The organism is Thiomicrorhabdus sp. zzn3, from assembly GCF_029767755.1.
Taxonomy (GTDB): domain Bacteria; phylum Pseudomonadota; class Gammaproteobacteria; order Thiomicrospirales; family Thiomicrospiraceae; genus Thiomicrorhabdus.
Genome location: NZ_JARUQS010000001.1, coordinates 1,507,546 through 1,529,142 on the forward strand (window position 1 = coordinate 1,507,546; position 21,597 = coordinate 1,529,142).

Annotated in this window: 22 protein-coding genes; 8 read left to right on the plus strand and 14 right to left on the minus strand. The window is 46.4% G+C overall.

Annotated elements, in window-relative coordinates:
• Positions 1-3 precede the first annotated feature (3 nt).
• On the minus strand, positions 4-846 hold the full coding sequence (locus QCB44_RS07030; protein WP_279408939.1) for an RNA methyltransferase: 843 nt from the start codon (positions 844-846) through the stop codon (positions 4-6).
• 119 nt (positions 847-965) lie between these two features.
• Here QCB44_RS07030 and QCB44_RS07035 point away from each other — a divergent pair, with 119 nt between their 5' ends.
• On the plus strand, positions 966-1,775 hold the full coding sequence (locus QCB44_RS07035; RefSeq protein WP_279408941.1) for an inositol monophosphatase family protein: 810 nt from the start codon (positions 966-968) through the stop codon (positions 1,773-1,775).
• Positions 1,776-1,851: 76 nt separating this feature from the next.
• On the opposite strand, the gene rimI is transcribed toward QCB44_RS07035, so the two are convergent.
• From rimI to QCB44_RS07080, 9 genes are all read right to left on the minus strand, one after another.
• Positions 1,852-2,331, minus strand: a complete 480-nt coding sequence (gene rimI, locus QCB44_RS07040) for a ribosomal protein S18-alanine N-acetyltransferase (RefSeq protein WP_279408943.1) — start codon at positions 2,329-2,331, stop codon at positions 1,852-1,854.
• A 30-nt stretch (positions 2,332-2,361) separates the two neighbouring features.
• On the minus strand, positions 2,362-2,937 hold the full coding sequence (locus QCB44_RS07045) for a hypothetical protein (RefSeq protein WP_279408945.1): 576 nt from the start codon (positions 2,935-2,937) through the stop codon (positions 2,362-2,364).
• A gap of 28 nt (positions 2,938-2,965) precedes the next feature.
• Positions 2,966-4,510, minus strand: a complete 1,545-nt coding sequence (locus QCB44_RS07050; RefSeq protein ID WP_279408946.1) for a 2-isopropylmalate synthase — start codon at positions 4,508-4,510, stop codon at positions 2,966-2,968.
• Between the two features lie 35 nt (positions 4,511-4,545).
• Positions 4,546-5,412, minus strand: coding sequence for a CDP-diacylglycerol--serine O-phosphatidyltransferase (pssA, locus tag QCB44_RS07055; RefSeq protein WP_279408948.1), 867 nt, complete (start codon positions 5,410-5,412; stop codon positions 4,546-4,548).
• 170 nt (positions 5,413-5,582) lie between these two features.
• Positions 5,583-6,893: a UDP-glucose/GDP-mannose dehydrogenase family protein gene (locus QCB44_RS07060; protein WP_279408951.1), complete on the minus strand. Its 1,311-nt coding sequence runs from the start codon at positions 6,891-6,893 to the stop codon at positions 5,583-5,585.
• Positions 6,890-8,521, minus strand: a complete 1,632-nt coding sequence (gene pgi / locus QCB44_RS07065) for a glucose-6-phosphate isomerase (RefSeq protein WP_279408953.1) — start codon at positions 8,519-8,521, stop codon at positions 6,890-6,892. The genes QCB44_RS07060 and pgi overlap by 4 nt, the downstream gene beginning before the upstream one ends.
• Before the next feature lie 62 nt (positions 8,522-8,583).
• Positions 8,584-9,465, minus strand: coding sequence for a UTP--glucose-1-phosphate uridylyltransferase GalU (galU, locus tag QCB44_RS07070; RefSeq protein ID WP_279408955.1), 882 nt, complete (start codon positions 9,463-9,465; stop codon positions 8,584-8,586).
• Positions 9,466-9,491: 26 nt separating this feature from the next.
• Positions 9,492-10,022 (minus strand): DsrE/DsrF/DrsH-like family protein, encoded by a 531-nt coding sequence (locus QCB44_RS07075; RefSeq protein WP_279408957.1) that lies wholly within the window; start codon positions 10,020-10,022, stop codon positions 9,492-9,494.
• Complete coding sequence (locus tag QCB44_RS07080; protein WP_279408959.1) at positions 10,019-10,246, minus strand: sulfurtransferase TusA family protein; 228 nt, start codon at positions 10,244-10,246, stop codon at positions 10,019-10,021. Before QCB44_RS07080 ends, QCB44_RS07075 begins: the two co-directional genes overlap by 4 nt.
• Positions 10,247-10,432: 186 nt before the next feature.
• On the opposite strand from QCB44_RS07080, the gene QCB44_RS07085 reads away from it, so the two are divergent.
• The 5 genes from QCB44_RS07085 (at position 10,433) to soxA (ending at position 14,279) form a co-directional block, all read left to right on the plus strand.
• Entirely contained in the window at positions 10,433-11,908 is a 1,476-nt protein-coding gene (locus tag QCB44_RS07085) for a M48 family metalloprotease (RefSeq protein WP_279408960.1), read from the plus strand.
• A 180-nt stretch (positions 11,909-12,088) separates the two neighbouring features.
• Positions 12,089-12,466 carry a sulfur oxidation c-type cytochrome SoxX gene (gene soxX / locus QCB44_RS07090; RefSeq protein WP_279408962.1) on the plus strand — a complete coding sequence of 126 codons (378 nt, stop codon included), beginning with the start codon at positions 12,089-12,091 and terminating at the stop codon, positions 12,464-12,466.
• Between the two features lie 42 nt (positions 12,467-12,508).
• Positions 12,509-12,976 (plus strand): thiosulfate oxidation carrier protein SoxY, encoded by a 468-nt coding sequence (gene soxY, locus QCB44_RS07095; RefSeq protein ID WP_279408965.1) that lies wholly within the window; start codon positions 12,509-12,511, stop codon positions 12,974-12,976.
• A gap of 71 nt (positions 12,977-13,047) precedes the next feature.
• Positions 13,048-13,359 carry a thiosulfate oxidation carrier complex protein SoxZ gene (gene soxZ / locus QCB44_RS07100; RefSeq protein ID WP_279408966.1) on the plus strand — a complete coding sequence of 104 codons (312 nt, stop codon included), beginning with the start codon at positions 13,048-13,050 and terminating at the stop codon, positions 13,357-13,359.
• Between the two features lie 89 nt (positions 13,360-13,448).
• Positions 13,449-14,279, plus strand: a complete 831-nt coding sequence (gene soxA / locus QCB44_RS07105; protein ID WP_279408967.1) for a sulfur oxidation c-type cytochrome SoxA — start codon at positions 13,449-13,451, stop codon at positions 14,277-14,279.
• A gap of 262 nt (positions 14,280-14,541) precedes the next feature.
• Here the strand turns inward: soxA and QCB44_RS07110 are convergent, their stop codons facing one another.
• Positions 14,542-14,937, minus strand: a complete 396-nt coding sequence (locus QCB44_RS07110) for a TerB family tellurite resistance protein (RefSeq protein ID WP_279408969.1) — start codon at positions 14,935-14,937, stop codon at positions 14,542-14,544.
• An 18-nt stretch (positions 14,938-14,955) separates the two neighbouring features.
• Complete coding sequence (ilvD, locus tag QCB44_RS07115) at positions 14,956-16,812, minus strand: dihydroxy-acid dehydratase (RefSeq protein WP_279408971.1); 1,857 nt, start codon at positions 16,810-16,812, stop codon at positions 14,956-14,958.
• 233 nt (positions 16,813-17,045) lie between these two features.
• Between ilvD and argA the strand changes: the two genes are divergently transcribed.
• Together argA and rnt are read left to right on the plus strand one after the other, a co-directional pair.
• A complete protein-coding gene (argA, locus tag QCB44_RS07120) occupies positions 17,046-18,332 on the plus strand; it encodes an amino-acid N-acetyltransferase (RefSeq protein ID WP_279408973.1) in 1,287 nt (428 codons plus the stop codon).
• A 68-nt stretch (positions 18,333-18,400) separates the two neighbouring features.
• Entirely contained in the window at positions 18,401-19,009 is a 609-nt protein-coding gene (gene rnt / locus QCB44_RS07125; protein ID WP_279408976.1) for a ribonuclease T, read from the plus strand.
• Positions 19,010-19,149: 140 nt separating this feature from the next.
• Here the strand turns inward: rnt and grxD are convergent, their stop codons facing one another.
• Positions 19,150-19,503 carry a Grx4 family monothiol glutaredoxin gene (gene grxD / locus QCB44_RS07130; RefSeq protein ID WP_279408978.1) on the minus strand — a complete coding sequence of 118 codons (354 nt, stop codon included), beginning with the start codon at positions 19,501-19,503 and terminating at the stop codon, positions 19,150-19,152.
• A 113-nt stretch (positions 19,504-19,616) separates the two neighbouring features.
• Positions 19,617-21,431, minus strand: coding sequence for an N-acetylglutaminylglutamine amidotransferase (locus QCB44_RS07135; protein WP_279408979.1), 1,815 nt, complete (start codon positions 21,429-21,431; stop codon positions 19,617-19,619).
• Positions 21,432-21,597 lie beyond the last annotated feature (166 nt).

Below are 21,597 nucleotides of genomic sequence, written 5' to 3' on the forward strand. Positions count from 1 at the left end.
CTCTTAGCTGTTTTCCGCACTTTTATTAGCTTTACGCTGTGCTGCGGTTAATATACCACGCAATATATCAATCTCTTTGACATCCAACTGCGCTCGATTAAACAGTCGGCGCATCCGACGCATAAAACGCGCATTTTTGCTCGGATCTAAAAACTCAATATCCTGTAATGCCTGGTGCAGATGACCATAAAACCCTTCAAGCTGATCTGCCGAGGCCAGCTTATGGCGGTACCCTTTACTGTACTCGCGTTCAATCCCCGCGGCCATCAAACACTCATAAGCAAATACTTGGACCGCCGCCCCCAGGTTTAAGGAACTGTAAACGGGATTAGTAGGGATATGTGAAAGGTAATTACACTTATCCAGTTCATCATTACTCAAGCCGGAATCTTCGCGCCCAAAAACCAGTGCCACCTCCCCTAACTCGGCTGTTTGCAACGCCAACTCGGCCGTTTGACGCACATCCAACTGCGGCCAGGATACCTTGCGCAAACGGGCACTGGCTCCGAACACCAAATCCGCCCCCTGCAGCGCTTCATCCAAGCTACCCACCACCTTAGCCGAATTTAATACATCCGCCGCACTTGAAGCACGGACCGAAGCCACCTGGCTTGGAAACTCCTTTGGATTCACCAGCACCAACTGGCTCAACCCCATATTCTTCATGGCCCGCGCCACACTGCCGATATTTCCTGGGTGCGATGTCTCAACCAACACCACACGAATGTTTGCCAACCCCTTGTGCAAGGAATAGTTCTGATTAAGCAACGGATCAAATCTTGATTCAGAGCACTCTCCATTTCCCGGATGATCCCCTGTCATTTGCATAGCTTGATCTTCATTCATGATGTTTTTCCGTTATAATTCCTAACCATTTTATATATTATCTCTACATTAAGGCTTTTGCCGTTCAAACCTGAACCCAGAAGCCTTCGCAAACACGCCATTACCTACAGGAAAATGCCATGCATCCGTTAGTCAATATTGCCACGACCGCCGCCCGTAATGCCGGCCAGCAGATTTTACAACACCTAGAAAACATCGATCGTCTGAATGTTGAGCACAAAGGTAAAAACGACTATGTTAGCGAAGTCGATAAAGAAGCTGAACAGATCATTATACAGACCATTCGCAAGTATTATCCAGACCACAACATTCTCGCCGAAGAGAGTGGACAAGCACAAAACGACGGCAAGAAATCGGACATTGAGTGGATCATTGACCCTTTAGATGGCACCACCAATTTCTTGCATCAATTCCCACAATTCTCGGTATCCATTGCTATTAAAGAGAAAGGTCGCTTGATGCATGGCGTGATCTTTGACCCGCTCCGGGACGAAATGTTCACCGCCAGCCGCGGCTCCGGTGCCAAGCTGAACAACTTCCGTATTCGTGTCAGCGAACAAAAAACGCTGGATAACGCCTTGCTGGCCACCGGCTTCCCATATCATGACTTCAGTTATCTGGATAGCTATATGAATAGTCTAAAAAGCTTCATGCAGTCCACCGCCGGCATTCGCCGTGCGGGATCGGCTGCTTTGGATCTGGCTTATGTTGCCTGCGGACGGGTAGACGGCTTCTGGGAATTTAATCTTAAGCCTTGGGACATTGCCGCCGGCGCTTTAATTGCTCAAGAAGCCGGTGCATTGGTCACCGATTTTATCGGTGCCGAGAACTATCTACAAAGCGGCAACATCCTCGTGGCCAACCCTAAATTGTACAAGGAGATGGCACAAACCCTCTCCAAAACCATTCCGGCTGAACTACGCAGTTAAATCACCATCACCAGGCCTGTTGAGTTTGAACAGGCCTGGTTATTCCAGCCTTCATTGGTACATCCATCGAACCCACCTAAAGCGAACGTGACATCAACAAAGCATCTTCTTTGCCTTCCACCAACTCCCCAGTTTGCTCACGCCACTCCTGACAACGGTAGTAGTTACGGCGAACACCGTCAGTTTGAAACCCACATCCCAAATACAATTTCTGAGCAGGCAGATTCGACTCACGCACCTCAAGCAGTAGCTGTTCATATCCGGCTTGTTTGAGCTTGTCCATTAACTGCTGAAGTGCTGCTCGTCCAATACCCGATTTTCGAAAAGCAGGTGCAATGCAAAAATTTAACAGCTGCGCTTCATCCAAAACCGTCAAGACGCAGGCGTAGCCCATCATCTCATGCTCAGCACTGCAGAAAATATAGTTCACGCCCTGATCGAGACTGTTTTCGAAACCTTTCTGCGACCACGGAAAATCGTACGACTGCTGTTCAACTTGTAATACCCAATGCAGATCGGTCTCTTGCATAAGACGCAAGTAGCTTAATTCAGACATGACTGTTTCGACTCCATCCTAAAAAGATGGCTATTGAGAAATGAAAGGAAGTACCGCTTGATAGAACGAGCGTTTTGCATAGGGATCCGACAGCATCTCTTCCAAAGTCGGCACCTCAATCAGCACCATTCCTTCAGAAAGCTGTTGACTCAAGGAGTGATCGACATCCATGGTTAAAACCTGCTCAGCGCCCGAAGACAGAATCTCCTCAAAAGAAGCATAAATCGCCTCTTCGGTGGTCAGGACTTCCGTATCAAAAAAACGAATGTCGTGCATCCATCCCAAGGTTTCACAAATCTGACCCCAGAGCTGCCACTCCAGGCGAGATTCATCTTCCCAAAAACCGTGCAGGCCGCCGCCGATCAGAATCAGTTCATGGGAAACCATTTCATTTGAAACCGCCTGAAACATCGTCGCGTCCGCCGCACGACTTTCTTCCACTTGTAATAAAGAGTGTTCTATAGGCTCGACCGTCGACGCACCTGTATTAGAACCAGCCTCTTCGCTACAGGCCTGTTGAAATGCACCTTGGTAGTTTGAACGCAACTGCCAGCTTACGCCTCCGAGCTGTTCAAACAGGCCTGATGAAAATTTAGGCGACACCATAAAACTGAAGTAACCCCGCAGCCATCGATTAAACCGGGGCCTGTGGGTGCGCTTTGCTCGCTGCACCTAACAGTTTATTCAGACCGTTAATATAGGCTTTTGCAGAAGCGGTCACAATATCCGTATCCGCTCCCTGGCCATTGACAATACGCCCGGCCAATTCTAAACGTACCGAGGTTTCGCCCATGGAATCGGTACCGTTAGTGACGTTACTGACGGAATACAGCTCCAAAGTCGCACCGGAATGCACCAGGTTTTCAATCGCTTTGAAGGTGGCATCCACGACACCGCCACCATCGGCCACGGCGGTTTTTTCTTCGCCATTCATCCATAAGGTGACTTCCGCATGCGGCTTTTCACCGGTCTCTGTCGCCACTTTGAGGGATACAAGGCGGTAAGTTTCATTTTCAGCGCGCTCGGCCGAGCTGTCGGTGACCAGCGCCTGCAGATCTTCATCGTAAATCTCATGCTTGCGGTCTGCCAGATCCTTAAAACGGACAAACGCATCGTTTAGCTCCTGCTCGGTCTCAAAAGTAATCCCCAACTCTTCAAGACGGGTGCGAAAGGCGTTACGCCCGGAGTGTTTACCAAGCACCATTTTATTGGTCGTCCAGCCCACATCCTCGGCACGCATGATCTCATAAGTTTCACGATGCTTAAGCACACCATCCTGGTGAATTCCGGACTCATGCGAAAACGCATTCGCGCCGACAATCGCTTTATTCGGCTGTACGGCAAATCCGGTAATCCCTGAAACCAAACGGGATGCGGCGACAATTTCGCGAGTATTGATACGCGTATCCACATCAAAAATATCCTGACGCGTCTTCACCGCCATCACCACCTCTTCCAAAGCGGTATTTCCGGCACGTTCTCCCAAGCCATTGATGGTACATTCAATCTGACGCGCGCCATTGCGCACGGCCGCCAGAGAGTTCGCCGCCGCCAAACCAAGGTCATTGTGACAATGCGCCGAGAAAATCGCCTTATCTGAATTCGGAATACGCTCAATCAAGGTCTTGAACAACTGGCCGAATTGGTGTGGAACGTTGTAACCAACCGTATCCGGGATATTGATGGTGGTTGCGCCGGCATCGATTGCCGCTTCGATCACCCGGCACAAAAAGTCAATTTCCGATCTGCCGGCATCTTCCGGCGAGAACTCAACATTATCGGTAAAGTTACGCGCTTTTTTTACCGCCCAAATCGCCCGCTCAACCACTTCATCCGGGGACATGCGCAGCTTCTTTTCCATGTGGATCGGCGAGGTGGCAATAAAGGTATGGATACGTCCGGAGTTGGCAGGCTTAATTGCTTCACCTGCGCGCACAATATCATTCTCAACTGCGCGGGCCAAACCACAGATCGTACTCTCCTTTACCACAGAAGCGACCGCTTTTACCGCTTCAAAATCCCCTTCACTGGCCGCAGGAAAGCCTGCTTCAATGACATCCACCTTTAGCTTTTCCAACTGCTTGGCAATACGGATTTTCTCGTCACGGGTCATGGAAGCGCCAGGGCTTTGCTCCCCATCACGTAAGGTCGTATCAAAAATAATTAAATGATCTTTCATGGAAACTCTCGAAATTAATTGATGAAGCCAGGAACTTATGCCTCGGTTTCATTTTTCTGTTCATCCTGAATGTCGGACGAAGCTTTTTTATGTTTTTTTCTTAATGAACGCGTTTTACGAAGTGCCAACAAGGTCAGGACCGGCCCCGAAAAAGCGTATATCAGAAAGATGGCAAACAAAATCATAGCCGGCTTAATCGTGATAACCACCAGAACCAGCACAATCACCGCCAAGGTCACAAACGGCACCTTATCTTTCAAATTGAGTTCTTTAAATGAGCTGAAACGCACATTGCTGACCATCATCAGACCGGCAAATAACGTCAGCAGCAGAGCGACAATCGACTCTAAGCCGGTCTCGATATGATTGGTTTCCACCATCCACACCAAGCCTGCCAATAACGCTGCCGCAGCGGGACTCGGCAATCCCTGAAAATAACGTTTATNGATATGATTGGTTTCCACCATCCACACCAAGCCTGCCAATAACGCTGCCGCAGCGGGACTCGGCAATCCCTGAAAATAACGTTTATCCGCAATTCCGACCTGAGTATTAAAACGTGCCAAACGCAACGCGGCGGCGGCGGTATAAATAAAGGCAACCAACCAACCAAACTTGGCAAAATCTTGCAATGCCCACTGATAAATCAGTAACGCTGGCGCCAATCCAAAAGAGATCATATCGGCCAGGCTGTCGTATTCCGCTCCAAAAGCACTGCACGAATTGGTCATACGCGCCACTCGACCATCCAATCCGTCAAAGATCATTGCTACAAAAATCGCAATGGCCCCCGCCTCATAATGTCCTTGCATACCGGCAATGACCGCGTAAAACCCGGCAAACAATGCAGCCGTAGTCATTAAATTAGGCAGCAGATAAATGCCTCGTTCGAAAGGTTTCATAAAATCAGGTATCCCTTAAAACAACCGGATTCAAACACCCAAGTGCACAAAAACTGAACAGGCCTGTTCAAACAAACCTATCTCTGCAAAGGGTCTTTTTACATTAAGAGCGCTATTCTAACAACATTTAGTTTGTTGCGGTTATGAGGTTTCTATTTAGACACCTTAAATTAGACAACTTCTCCTCGGCCCACGCCAAAGTAGCGGAAACCTTGCTCCATAATAACATCCGGCTCATAAATATTACGCCCATCAAAAATGACTGGGCGCTTCATGCGTTGTCTCATCAAATCATAGTCCGGACTCCAGAACATTTTCCATTCGGTCAGGATAACGAGCGCGTCGGCCCCATCAAGCGCATCATACATATCCGCCACCAACTCTACTCGGTCATCACCCTGCCAATGCTTCTGAAAATCCGTCATGGCCTTAGGGTCATAAGCCTTAACGGTCGCTCCCTGAGCAACAAAAGCCTGAATCGTCTTCAAACTGGGTGCATTTTCAACCGTTGACGTATTCGGCTTGAAAGACAGCCCCCATACGGCAATCTTTTTACCTTTTAGCTCGGTATTAAAAAAACGCCAAGCTTTACGGAACAGCACCTCTTTTTGCACTTCGTTGTTACTCAACACGGTTTTTAACAGATCTGCGTCATATCCCTTGCTCTGCAATGTATTCACCAGGCTTTTCACATCAGCGGCAAAACTGGGGCCACCGAATCCGCAGCCGGGATAGAGATAGTTAAACCCAATCCGGTGATCCGAGCCTAAACCTTGACGAACCTCTTCCATGTCAATATCGAAATGCTCCGCATTGTTTGCCAATTCATTAATCAGGCTGATACGCGTCGCCAACAGTGCATTCACGGCGTATTTGGTGTATTCTGCGGCGCGGGTACTCATCACCTTCAACTGATCGGTAACTCGATTAAAAGGGCGCATTAGGTCGCGAATCTGTTTAATCGCTTGAGGATCTTGACTACCAAGAACAATCCTATCCGGCTTCACAAAATCATTAATGGCTGACCCCTCACTGATAAACTCAGGCATCGCCACCACGGCCACCTTGGCCACCAAACCGCGTTTGGCGAACGCCAATTTGATCTGAGCCTCAAAACGGTCCGCGGTTCCAACCGGAAAAGAACTTTGGTTGACCACCAGCACGTCTCCTTCTGCACAGTCCCCAATCACCTGAATCACTTCCTCAGCACGATCCAGACGCCATGAAGGCATGCTTAAAAACAGTACCTCACCATGGGCGACCCCTTTTTTCCAATCTTCTTCAAAATGTAAACCGCCTTCTTTTACCTGGGTTTGAATCAAATGCTCCAAACCCGGCTCTTCGCGCGGTAATTCGGCTTTTCTCAGATGTTCAACTCTCCCCGTTCCTATCGGTAAAGCGAATACCTGATTGCCTGTCTGGGCCAAGGCGCCTGCAGTGACCAAACCACCTAACTCACAACCGAAAACCGACACTCTCATTTTGCAATCCTCCTAATCAAGTTCGCAGTCGAAGCATCAAAGCTTTCGGCTAACGATGGGGTTTTAATGGCGGCATGGGTCTCTTTGGCAATTAATTTACCGAGCTCAACCCCCCATTGATCGAAAGGGTTGATTTCCCAAATGACTGATTCCACAAAGGTCTTATGCTCATAAAGTGCCACCAACATACCCAGAGTCTTAGGAGAAATGGTTTTTAATAAAATGGTATTTGACGGCTGATTCCCCGGATAATGTTTAAACGGCGAGTCAAACTGAGACTTAATGGAATCCGGAATCGCAGCATCTCCAAGCATCAAAACCCGTGATTGTGCAAAGCAGTTTGCCATCGCCAGCTCATGCTGATAACGTAAACTCTCATCTTTTTCCGAATGAGAATTCCGATCAAAATCATCTCTTTCAACCGGAGCGATAAAGTCACACATCACCGCCTGAGTCCCCTGATGTAATAGCTGATAGAATGCATGCTGGGCATTGGGCCCCACCTCACCCCAAAGGATTGGACAGGTTTTGTAGTTAACCGATTCACCATTACGATTAACCGATTTTCCATTACTTTCCATCACCAGCTGCTCAAAATAGGATGGCAAGTACTTTAAACGCGCATCGTAAGGCAAAATCGCTTTCGCCTGGATATTAAGAAAGTTGATATTCCAAACATCAATCATTCCCATTAATACAGGCATATTCTGCTCAAGCTCTGCGGTCGCAAAATGGTTGTCCATAATATGGGCCCCTTGCAACATTTCCCGAAAACCAGACATCCCCACCTTCAGCGCAATTGGCAACCCAATGGCCGACCACATGGAATAACGTCCGCCAATCCAGTCCCAAAAAAGCAGTTGATTCTCTTCAGGAATCCCCCACTCACTCATCATATCTGGCTTGGTCGAAACACCGAGGAAGTGTTGAGACAACAGGGTCTTAGAATCCTTAATCTTTTCTTTAAGCCAATCCTTGGCCGTCTCTGCATTGGAAAGCGTATCAATGGTCGTAAAGGATTTTGAAGCAAGAACAAATAGAGTCGTTTCTTGATTAAGGCTTTTTAAAAGATTGGAGGTTTGGGTTCCATCGATTGAAGAAATAAAGTGCAAATTGACTGGAGAACTAATGGTTTGTAGCGCATGTGTGACCATTAAAGGCCCTAAATCAGACCCGCCGACACCAATATTCACCACATCGGTGATCGGCTTACCACTGTATCCACGCCAGCTTCCTGAACGGATTTGTTCAACAATCGTCGCCATCTTATCGAACTGCTGTTCGATTTGTGGCTGCACTTCCAGCGCATAGCCCGATACATCACGGCCTTCAGAACGAATCGCGGAGTGCATCGCCGGTCGGCCTTCGGTATCATTCACCTCATCCCCGCAGATTAAACGCTTAATCCATTCAGGCAATGACTGCTGGCGGGCCAGCTTCATCAGCAATTGAATCGTTTCTTCACTGACACGATTCTTTGAAAAATCCAAAAACAGATCATCTAACTCTATAGAAAAGCGTTGTGCCCGATCTTCTTCAGAAAACAGTGTCTTTAGGTGAACACTTCCTGCTCCCTGTTCACAGTGCGCATTTAAAGCCTGCCAAGCATTAGAACTTTCCACACCCATATTGGCCTCTCTGTTTGCTTTGCATAATATTTTCAGTCGGATAGATTTCCTAATGCAGAAAATTACTCTGACAACTCTAATTCTTTCAGATAGTTCTTAAAGCCTTCACCCACCTTGGCGTCACGCAAAGCATATTCCACATTGGCCTGCAAATAACCTAGCTTATCGCCACAGTCATAACTCTTACCGTCCTTAAATTCAAAACCAAACATCACCTCTTCTTCAAGCAGCTTATCCATGGCATCTGTCAATTGAATCTCGCCGCCAGCGCCTGGACGGGTCTGTTTCAATAACTGCATTAATCTTGGGGTAAAAATATAGCGACCTACAACAGACAGGTTAGATGGCGCTTCTTCTTGCGAAGGCTTCTCGACCAGCTCGGAAATCCGCAAATCAGGACCTTTAACAGCAGCAATACCATACTTCTCGACCTGATCGTCCGGTACCTCTTCTAGAGCCACCACACTGGTGTGCACTTTTTTGTAGGTATCCACCATCTGAGCCAAACACCCTTTTTTAGAGTGATACATCAAAACATCAGGCAACAACACGGCAAACGGCTCATTCTCTGCAATAACCGGTTCAGCACACAAAATCGCATGCCCCAACCCAAGCGCCTCAGGCTGACGTACACTGACAAGTCTCACCCCTTCTGGCGTAATCTCTTGCAGAGGCTCTAAACGCTCCTGCTTTCCTCTCAGCTCCAACTCGGTTTCCAACTCGTAATGTTTGTCAAAGTGGTTTTCAATCGCCCCTTTACTGGAGTGTGTCACCAAAATGATATCGGTGATCCCGGCCTCGGCCGCCTCATGCACTATATATTGAATCAACGGCTTATCAACAACGGTAAGCATTTCTTTAGGAATGGCCTTAGTGGCAGGTAAGAAACGGGTTCCTAAGCCCGCAACAGGAAGAATCGCTTTGGTAAGTGGTTTATAAGACATCTTTACTCACTTGATGATTTATTAAATTAAACAAAAAGACTCTGTGTGGAGGGGGTATGCGCAAAATAGCTTGGGGCACCGGCGAATTCAATGCCGTCTATCAGCTCGGATTCGCCAATACCCATTGCCTCGAGCGTCATCTGACAGGCCGTCATCTTAACCCCTAACTCTAAACATAATGCCCGCAGCTCTTCAATGGGAAGCTGCCCTTGCGCCTTCATTTGCTTCTTAAACGCCGTTGTCGCCAAAGCACTCATACCTGGCAGAGTCCAAACCAGGCCTGGTAAATTTTGGTTCCAGTCGATTTTTCGGAACCACTGAGGACCTACCGGACTTCTTATCAACATATCCGGCCTTCCAAGCGGGGATATTTTCAAACCACTGGTATCTTTAAATAAACACTTTAAACCGTAAAAACTGAAAAAAAGCTCAACCTTTTTATCCATCGCAGCGGCTGTACTCGCAAGAATAAAAGAGGCATAGGCCCAGTCCAGCGTCCCTTTTGACTGAATCAAACTAAATTCATCAGGCAACACTTCAGGAGATTGCTGACTCATATAGTCTGCCTTTGAATTTCAAAGCGGATGACCGACCCTGCCTGCTCTTTAAGCACGCAATGCAGGTTTTGCTGAGCACAAAAAGCCGGGATGTCTCTCAAAGCCCCCTGGTCGGATACACTCATCTCAAAAGCATCGATCAAATCAGGGTTTTGCGCTAAAAACTTTTTCAGCTTAATGACAGGCATTGGGCAGGCAAGACCTGAAAAATCTAATTTTTGCATGAACTACCCATTTTAAACATGTTCAGACATTCAAAGATAAGCCACAATAATGAAATCGACTTAGATCAAATATTACAACACCCTGACTCTAAGCGCCAACGAGATTGATTTGAATTCATACAACTATAATATAAGCCTATTTTTAAATATCAAATGCCGCCTACCGAATTGGAGTCCATTAAGCGCATGAACCATTCAGCCATCGCCTCCCCCCCCCACCTCTTTGTAGTAGTGCCTATTCTGCTCATTATTGCACTGTGCACTCCAAACAAGGCCAACGCAACAGATAGCTTGCCTGATCTAGGCTCATCTGATCTCGTTGAATATACGCCCGAAAAAGAACAAGCCTTAGGCCGAGCTTTTAAAGCAGAACTCCACACGCATTACAACATAGTATCCGATCCTGACATCACCGGTTACGTCAGACGGATAGGCCATAAAATAGCGCAATACTCAAACGATGACCGCCACTTTAGTTTTTATGTCATTGATCATCCGGAAATCAATGCTTTTGCAGGACCGGATGGTGTCATCGGAATACACACAGGCCTGCTGCAAGCGGTAAAGTCTGAGGACGAATTGGCTTCTGTCATCGCACATGAGATTGCCCACGTGACTCAAAACCACCTCTCAAGGCGTTATGAATTACAATCCGGAACCAATCTAACCCATTTAGCTTCGTTTATAGCCGCCATCCTTATCGGCATGCATGACACTTCTGCTGGAATGGCCACCTTAATGGGAAGCATGGGGGCAGATTTACAACAACAACTCAAACATTCGCGCATCCATGAAGCGGAAGCAGATTATGCAGGAATTGATTATCTTTACCAGAGTGGATACAACCCCTACGCAATGGGGGACTTCTTCGGGCGACTTGCTATGGAATACCAGAACAATGAATTTAAACCACTGGAAATCTTGATGACCCACCCGGTCACAGAACACCGTTTAGCAGAAGCGAAAAATCGTGCAGAAACCTACCCGCCTTTGATCTTTGAACACGATACAGAAACCCTCACTCTAATAAAATTACGCTTACAGGCAAAAACAGGCGTTCGCGACGCAACACTTCAAGAAAAGCCCTTAAACGACGCACAGCAATGTTACCAAAACACAGTCAATACCCTCTTCAACTATTCTGACAAGCTATCACACCAGAACAAACCAACAGACTGTTTAACGCGCATCATCAGAAACCATCCCCTGCAACCTCTGTATCGCACCCTGCAACTTGAAACTTTTAATCAGGCCAAAAAAACAAAAAAGAAAGACGCTCTCAAGTTAGCTGAAATAGCAAACGACTTATTTCCTCAAAATGCTTCAGTACTGATTCAATATGCCAAACTGCTAGAAAAATACAATAAACCTAAAAAAGCCATTGATCTCTTGGAAGGACAGGTTGATAAACTGCTTTACAAGCAGAAAGTGTACAAACAACTCAGCCGACTGTACGCCGACATGGACGACCTAGCCTATGCCTATTTCTACGAAGCACTCGGCCAATTTGAAATTGGAAACCTTAAAAAGACAGAAATCTTCCTAGAAAAAGCGGAGGAAATAAGTAATTCAGACCACAAAGATTTAAACAATAAAATCCTAATATTCAGAACGGAATATAGCAACTTATTGAAACAAAAGAGCAAACTTAAGACGTCATAAAAATGTCATAAGATTTTATTAACGACCAATTAAATAAAACTATACAAAATCGCCGCAAAAAACTTGCGTTTGAGATTTTAGTGGGTAAGCTTACTCTCCAAGAGCAAATTTTGTTCAAATAATAAAACCCGGACAGATAGAGAAACGGGAAAGTTAATAAGACTCTTTAGGAGGAGAAGAATGTTTAATTCTAACATGAAGAAGTTGTTGACTGCTTTAGCAATCTCATCAGCTGTAATTGCTGCCCCTGTAACCTCTATGGCTGCAGAAAAAGGTGCTTCTACAGTTGAAGAAGGCAAAAAGCTTGCTTTTAGCCGCTCTAAAGGTAACTGTCTTGCATGCCACATGACTGGCGACGGTGCAATGCCTGGAAACATCGGACCTGCACTAATTGCAATGAAGCTACGTTACCCTGATAAGCAAAAGTTGTACGACAAAGTTTGGGGCAAGCCTGAAACTCAGACCGTTCCAAACAGCATGATGCCTCCATTTGGACAACATGGAATTCTTACAGATGAAGAAATCAGCAAAATTGTTGATTACATCTACACTCTGTAATTTTTTATTTATAAATAACCTTAACCGGGAGTTTAAAACCTTATGAAACGTAGATCTTTCCTTAAAGGTACCCTTGCAACTGGCGCAGCGGCAGTAGCTGTAAACGCTGGTCTTCTAACCCCTAGCACAGTATTGGCTGAGTGGAACAAAAATGCTTTTTCAGCTAAAAGCACTGATGATGCTCTAAACAGCGTTTTCGGTTCAACTTCAGCTGCAGCTTCTGGTGACATCAAATTGAAAGCACCAGCAATCGCTGAAAACGGTGCGGTAACTCCTGTTACTGTTGACGCTTCTGCTATGAGCGGTGTTGAATCGATCGCTATCCTAGCTAGCAAAAACCCAATGCCTTTAGTTTGTACTTACAACTTCGCAAGCGCTGCAGAAGGTTATGTTTCTACTCGTATCAAAATGGGTGAAACTATGAACGTGATTGCCGTTGTTAAAGCTGGTGGAAAACTATTCAAAGCCGAGCAAGAAGTTAAAGTAACAATCGGTGGATGTGGTGGTTAATCCCCACTCATAGACTTATTTTCAAGTTTATTGAATTCCGAATTTACTGAATATATTTAAAAGGAAATAACATGGCTATCAAAATCAGAATGCGTGGTAAATCAAAAGGTGGCGTTGCAGAAGTTAAGGCGCTAATCAAGCACCCAATGGAATCTGGTGTACGTATGAACAAAAAAACTGGTAAACCATATCCAGCTAAGTACATCGATACCGTAAAAGTAACTGTAAACGGTGCTGATGCAGTTGATGCTCAATGGTCTGGTGCGGTTTCAGCAAACCCATACATGGCTGTTAAAGTAAAAGCCAACGCTGGTGATGAAGTTAAACTTTCTTTGACTGACAACACTGGTGAAACTGGTGAAGAAACTCTTAAATTGAAATAATTTAAAGAGTGTGTGCTCGCGTAGCGGGCACACAACCAAATAAAAAACATAATAAAAGAAATAACAGAGCTCTCGGACGGAGGATTGGAATGAAAAAAACACTACTAATCGCCTTATCACTAGGTGTTTCGGTAGGTGCCACCTCAGCAATGGCAAATACTGTGGACCCTGAAACTGATCGCCAGCAACTGGTTGATTTTTTCAAAGCAAAAAGTCCTAAGATTGACATCGCTGACTATAAAAATGGTGCTTACATCTATTCAGCAGACAAACTCGCTCAATGGGAAGCGGCTGAAGAATTCCCTCCATATTTAGATGCGATCGATGCCGGTGAAGCAGCATGGAACAAAGACAAAGCGGTCTTTGAAAAATGTTTCGGTTCTGATGTGTCAAAAATTCGTGTTAAATACCCTTACTTCGATGAAGGCACACAACAAGTTGTGACCCTTGAAGGTGCAATCAACAAATGTCGTACTGACAACGGCCTTGAAGCCTACAAGTGGAAAAAAGGCACGCTGGCTCAAGTAAGTGCTTATTTAGCTTACAATGCTCGTGGTCAAAAAATCGACGTTAAGATTGACAGCGAAGGCGCCAAGAAAGCCTTTAATGCTGGTCGTGAACTGTACCTCATGCCTCGCGGACAACTGAACCTGTCATGTGCCAAATGTCACACTTACAATGCAGGCCGCCTAGCACGTTCAAACATTCTTTCTCCGAATGTTGGTCATACAACTCACTTCCCTGTATTCCGTGCGAAGTGGCAAGCTCTAGGTACTCTGCATCGCCGTTATGACGGGTGTCACAAAAATATGCGTGCAACCCCGTTTAAGGCTCAGAGTGAAGAATATCGTAACCTTGAGTTCTATGAAGCCTATATTTCAAACGGCCTAGAAATCAATGGTCCTGGTTACCGCGAGTAATCTGATTCTTTGCTTCAATAAAAAACCCGGCATAGCCGGGTTTTTTATTGTCTGCGATTATTACACTCCAATCTGGCCAGCGATTTTCACTCACATTTAACCCCCTTCAAACCCTTCCAAAATACTTTACTTGGAACAACTCAACCAAAACATTTTTACTGTCGAGTTTCTGCACCTCTGCCGCCTGCCAACCTTACTACATTCCAGCGAAATAAAAAAACCGGCAAAAGCCGGTTTTTTTCAGCTAAAACTCTGACTTGAATTACTCCAACATCTGCTCGCCTTCATAAATCCAGTCAAACCCTTGTCGCACCCATTTCTCAATGCGCATTAACAGCTCAGGATCATTCAGACCCATTTTTTGAGCGATGAGAAAGACTTTATCCTGTTCTTCCTTACCAAAATGCCCATCTTTATAGGAAATTTTAATAATTTCCTGCAACGCAATAATCCGCGATTTCTTTGTATCCAATGCCTTAATATGCCCTTGGATATCTATGTCAGATTTATCCAAGTCATACTCAATGCCATAAGCACTACTGAAATCCTTTAGATACTGAACTTCTTCTTCAGAAACGTCATTATCTGCTGCGGCGATATGAGCAGCCAGATCAAACACGACTTGGCGCTGCTCCTGCGTTAATCTATCTGAAAACATCTATTTTCCCCCTAATTATTAACGATGTTCAATCTGGTCCACATCACGTACGGCACCAAATGCAGCACTGGTTGTCATAGCCGCATAGGCACGTAGTGCCGCACTCACCTTGCGAGGTCTTTCAACAGCAGGTTTCCAGGCATCACGCCCTTTTGCCACCATCGCTTGGCGTCTCTCGGCCAACTCCTCATCAGTCAGAAGCACATTAATCGTACGATTTGGAATATCGATTTCTATGGTATCGCCATTTTCTACCAGACCAATATTACCGCCCTCAGCCGCTTCCGGTGAGGCATGACCTATTGAAAGTCCAGAGGTACCGCCAGAAAAACGTCCATCTGTTAACAAGGCACAAGCTTTCCCCAAACCTTTCGATTTTAGGTAGCTGGTCGGATAAAGCATTTCCTGCATACCCGGACCACCTTTAGGCCCCTCATAACGGATAATGACCACCTCACCTGCTTTAACTTCATCCCCTAAAATCCCCGCAACGGCTGCATCTTGGCTCTCATAAATGCGCGCTTTACCTGTAAACTTGAAAATCTCCTCGTCTACACCCGCTGTTTTCACCACACAGCCATCCAAGGCAATATTTCCGTAAAGCACCGCTAAGCCGCCATCTTTTGTATAAGCATTCTCAACACTACGGATACAGCCTGATTTTTCATCCTTGTCTAAAGTTTTCCAACGCTTGTCTTGGCTAAATGCAACGGTGGTGCGCACATTTCCAGGTGCAGCCTTAAAGAACTTTTCAACCGCAGGATCCTCTGTTCGACGAATGTCCCACAACTCCAATGCCGCCGCCATAGTCGAAGCATGAACGGTTGAGACATCCGTATGAAGGAGACCGGCCCTTTCCAGCTCACCCAAAATACGCATGATCCCACCTGCTCTATGAACATCTTCCATATGATAAATTTTCGAGTTCGGCGCCACCTTGGACAAACAAGGCACACGTCGCGAAATATGATCGATGTCCGCCATGGTAAATTTCACTTCGGCTTCACGTGCAATCGCCAATAGATGCAGAATCGTATTCGTTGACCCCCCCATAGCCACATCCAAAGACATCGCATTTTCAAAGGCTTCAAAGGTTGCAATTGAACGTGGCAAAACCGAGTCATCATCTTGCTCATAATACTGCTTGGTAATCTCCACAATACGACGACCAGCCTCTTCAAACAGGTGCTTACGATCAGCATGCGTTGCCAAAGTCGTTCCATTTCCTGGCAGCGCAATCCCCAATGCTTCTGCCAAACAGTTCATTGAGTTTGCCGTAAACATCCCTGAACACGACCCGCACGTTGGGCAGGCTGAACGTTCAACTTCCTCTACATCAGAATCCGAGCAGTGGTCGTCTGCCGCCATCACCATCGCATCAACCAGATCGAGCTTAATACCTTCGCCACCAAGAACGGTTTTACCGGATTCCATCGGTCCACCCGTTACGAAAATGGTTGGAATATTCAAGCGCATCGCGGCCATCATCATACCCGGAGTGATCTTGTCACAGTTTGAAATACACACTAGTGCATCGGCACAATGGGCATTGCACATGTATTCGACCGAATCGGCAATCAAGTCACGCGATGGCAAGGAGTACAACATACCGTCATGGCCCATCGCGATCCCATCGTCCACAGCAATGGTATTGAATTCTTTGGCCACCCCGCCGTGTTCTTCAATCACTCTCGCTACCAGCTGCCCCATATCCTTCAAGTGAACATGGCCCGGCACAAACTGGGTAAATGAGTTGGCAATCGCAATAATCGGTTTACCGAAATCTTGGGTCTCCATTCCAGTGGCACGCCATAGTGCGCGTGCACCCGCCATATTGCGACCATGCGTACTGGTTCTAGAACGATACTGTGGCATCTGAAACTCCTTAATACTGGGCATTATTTCGCCAATAGCATATTGGCTGTTATACTAATCTAAATTTTTGACTATTTTCTCATATCTGTGCGGCAGATAGGACAAAACGGGCGGTTTTTTTGGCTATAGCATAGAGCAAGAAAATCGACAGATGACGTAACCACACCAACTCATCCAGGTTGAACATCAAACCGGAAATAGAGACGGAATTTGCGAGTAAAGCGAACCAAGGTATGCAACCTTCTGAACTGGAATTCATTAACAGCTTAAGACAATCTTCGCGCTACATTGAGCAGCACCGAGGCAAGACCTGCGTCATTTACCTTCCCGGCGAGCTGTTACTGGAAACCGCCAGCCGCCATCAGCTTGCACAAGACATAGGACTCCTGCACAATCTGGGCTTAAAAATTGTGCTCGTAATGGGAGCCACCCCACAAATTGATTCCGCATTAGCCGCGCATGGCATTGAATGGCAAAATCACCGACAGTTCCGCATCACCCTCGGCGAGATGCTTCCGGTTTTTCAACATGCGGTTTATGACGTTAAAACCCAGCTCGAAGCCAGCTTCAGTCAATCCACTTGTCAGCAACGCAGTCCATTAACCATCACCAGCGGGAATTGGGTCATCGCTCAGCCTAAAGGAATTATCGAAGGCATTGATTTCCAACATACTGGAAAGTTACGCAAGATTAATCACCACGCCATTGCGTCAAACCTGGAAAATGGGCATATCGTCCTGCTCACGCCTCTCGCTTATTCCTTGACCGGTGAAGTTTTCAACTTAAACACCCTGGAACAAGCTTGTGAAGTGGCTGCGGCACTGAAAGCGGATAAGCTAATGCTTTTCACCCAACCCGAAATCTTAGCAGGCCTGCCCAAACACCTGAGTCTACCTAAACTGGAAACGGCGTGTAAACAACCGCAAAACAATCAACAAGCCAGCCTCTTAAACCAAGTGCGTCAAGCCAGTGCCAATGTAAAACGAATTCACCTGATCGATAAACAGGACCCGAGCGCCATTCTCGTTGAACTGTTCACACGTGATGGCTGCGGAACCTTGATTTTCAGCGACCGCTATCACCAGGTACGCCAAGCACAAATAGAAGATGTTGGCGGCATTCTTGAATTGATTGAACCGCTTGAACAAGAAGGCATTCTGGTCAAGCGTTCTCGGGAACGTTTGGAACTGGAAATCAACAACTTCACGGTGTTAGAACGCGATGGCGACATTATCGGTTGTAGCGCCCTTTATCTTCATGATGCCAACATGGGCGAACTTGCGTGCTTGGCTGTCCACCCTAACTATCAGGGACAGGAACTGGGAACAGAACTGCTCTCAGCGATTGAAGCACAAGCGCAACAAGCCGGCTTACACTCGCTTTTTTTACTTACCACTCATACCCACCATTGGTTTATTGAACACGGTTTCGAACTTGGTGAGTTAGGCAAACTGCCCGAAAGCAAACAAGCGCTGTACAATTTCCAACGCAACTCAAAAGTATTAATTAAACCCCTTTAAGAGTTCCATGACTAGGAACACCCAAACTCATTTGAACCGCTGAAGTTATCTCAGCTAAAGTATGCAACATGCCCCGAATCACTCAAATCAAAGATCGTTTCCGCGGATTTCTTCCTGTAGTGGTGGATGTAGAAACCGCCGGTTTTAATGCAGATACCGACGCCTTAATCGAAATGGCGGTCGTCACACTAAAGATGAATTCCGAAGGCTTACTGGAGCGGGATGAGACATTTGCTCGCAACATCCTGCCGTTTGAAGGAGCCAATTTGGATCCGTCCGCTCTGAAATTCATTGGCGTGGAAGATCCTTATCACCCTTTCAGACAGGCTTTGCCAGAAAAGGAAGCTCTTAAAGAGTTATTTGAACCCATTCATCAACAGATCAAACAAGAAGCATGCAGCCGGGCGATTTTAGTGGGACATAACGCTTTTTTTGACCTTGGCTTTGTAAAACAGGCTGCTGAACGCTGCAAATTAAAATCGCCGTTTCACGAATTCAGCACCTTTGATACGGTCTCATTGGCAGGTTTAGCTTATGGACAAACGGTGTTGGCCAAAGCCGCTGAAAAAGCGGGAATGGACTGGGACAACAGTCAGGCACATTCCGCCATTTACGACACCGAAAAAACGGCTGACCTGTTCTGCCAAATCGTCAATCAGTGGCCACTACACCAATAATCCAAAACAAGCAGGCCTGCTCAGTTTACAAAACTGAAGTCTGATACTTGCGAACAAAATGCGCCTGTCGACAAAATAAAAAAGCCCCTTATGCTACTAAGCATAAGGGGCTTTTTTACGGCAAACACAAACTTTAAGGTTTAGCCCGCATTCGCCTCACTTTTCGCATTCGCCTCGGCCATCATCTTTTTCAATTCGCCGGATTCAGCCAGTTCCAGTGTGATATCGCACCCGCCCTGCAACTCGCCGTCAATGTACAGTTGAGGGAAAGTAGGCCAATCCTGGTATTTCGGCAGATGTTCAAAAATAGCCGCATCGGCAAGAATATTTACAAATGCAAACTTTTCTCCAGTCTCTACCAAAGCTTGTGCAGCACGGCTGGAAAAACCACAAGAAGGCATTTGCGGTGTACCTTTCATATACAGAACCACCGGATTATTCTTAACCTGCTGGTCAATACGCTCTAAAGTCTCTTTTTCCAAACTATCTGACATTACATTGCCCTTTGTTAAACTTTTAAAATTCCAGAGTATTTTACTAGGTTATAGACTTTATGTATAGAGTCACCTTATTAATGATCAAATACATTTATCATTAAGTAATTTTATCAGAGTGTTTTATCCACATGCTTTTGCAGCCAGAACTCCAATAAAGCCGCATGCCACAGCTTGCTGCCTTGAATCGCAGTAAACTGTTCTGGCGCCTCAGGATCGTCCAATAATTTCTGCAAGGCCGACTCATTAAAAATGCCACGTTCTTTCGCTTGAGGAGAGGTCAAAATAGACTTCATAAATTCATAAAACTCACCCCGAACATATTTGAGTGCCGGCATTGGAAACGCCACCTTGGGACGATCAATCACCGAGTCCGGAATCAATCCTCGGGCAATACGTTTCAACAGATATTTGCCATCGTCTCTCAGCTTCAGTTCCGGCGGTGCCGACATCGCCAGCTCAACCAGCTTATGGTCAAGAAACGGCACGCGGGCCTCCAGCCCCCATGCCATGGTCATGTTATCTACACGTTTGACCGGATCGTCGACAATCAAAGTCGTCACATCCAGGCGCAATACCTGATCCAGAAACGTATCCGCATCCGGCTCAGTTAAACGGTGCCCGACATATTCGGAAGTGACATCATGTACATGGTATTGTGAATTAATAACCTCCAGCCACTCCTGGTGCGAGCGGTCGAAATAATAAGGACGAAACGCATTCAGTGCCGCTTCGGGATCGGTCAAATCAATTCCATCCCCCGCTTGCGCCATTTTCGGATACCAGAAATACCCGCCGAACACCTCATCCGCTCCTTGTCCCGACATGACCACCTTGACATCCCGAGCGACCTGTTCGGAGAGCAGATAAAACGCCACCGCATCCTGCCCAACCATCGGTTCAGCCATCGCTTCAACGGCTTCATGCAGCCGTGGTAAAACATCCCTGTTGGAAATCAGATACTTTTTGTGGTCGGTTTGGAAACGCTCCGCCACCTGATCGGAATATTCAAACTCACTGCCTTTTTCTTCAGGCGCATCCTCAAAGCCGATCGAGAACGTCTTGATGTTTTCCACCCCCGCTTCGTGCAGCAATCCGACGATTAAACTCGAATCCAAACCACCTGAAAGCAGAACCCCCACCGGGACATCCGCAGCCGTCAGGCGTTTGTGCACGGCCTCTTTCAAAGAGGCATGAATAGCATCAACCCAGGCCTGCTCGGTTTTTGGCGCCGCTTCGCCTTGCGGCCGCTTGGCTTCCAGGAACCAGTAACGTTTTTTATAAATCTGCCCATCCGGATTGACTATCAACCAGTGGCCGGGCTCCAATTTGCGTACCCCTTTTAAAATGGTATGCGGCGCAGGAATCACCGCATGCAAAGTCAACTGATGGTGTAAACCTACCGGATCAATCGAGGTGTCGATATCCTCTGCCGTCAACAACGCTTGCATGTTAGATGCAAAACGCACACCGCCTTTGACCGGTGCATAATACAAGGGCTTGATTCCCAAGCGATCGCGTGCCATCAGCAACTGATGGGTATCATCGTCCCAAAGTGCAAAAGCAAACATGCCTTCAAAGCGGGTTACACAATCCATTCCCCATTGACGATAGGCCTTCAGAATCACTTCGGTGTCAGAATGCGAAACAAAAGTTTGACCTAGATTTTCAAGCTCCGCTTTCAATGCCTGATAATTATAAATACACCCATTAAACACCAGAGTGAGCTCAGCATCACGCATTGGCTGGTGTCCGCCCTCGGTCAGATCAATAATAGACAGACGGCGGTGCCCCAACCCCACATGATCTTGCACCCAGGTTCCGCCATCATCCGGACCTCGACGCTCCAATTCACATAGCATTGGCTTCAAGCGACTTTCAGTCGCAAGCTGCCCATCCCAATAAATTTCACCGCAAATTCCACACATAATTGCCAGCCATTTAATTCGAATTTTTCTATTGTACCAATTTCAATCACGATAAAAGGCAGTGAAACAACGCTGCTGTTTTATGAGCATGATCTTTAACAACCGAAAATTGACCTCATATTATCAATTAATTAAACGTCTTATTCGTCATTTACCGTAGTAGTAA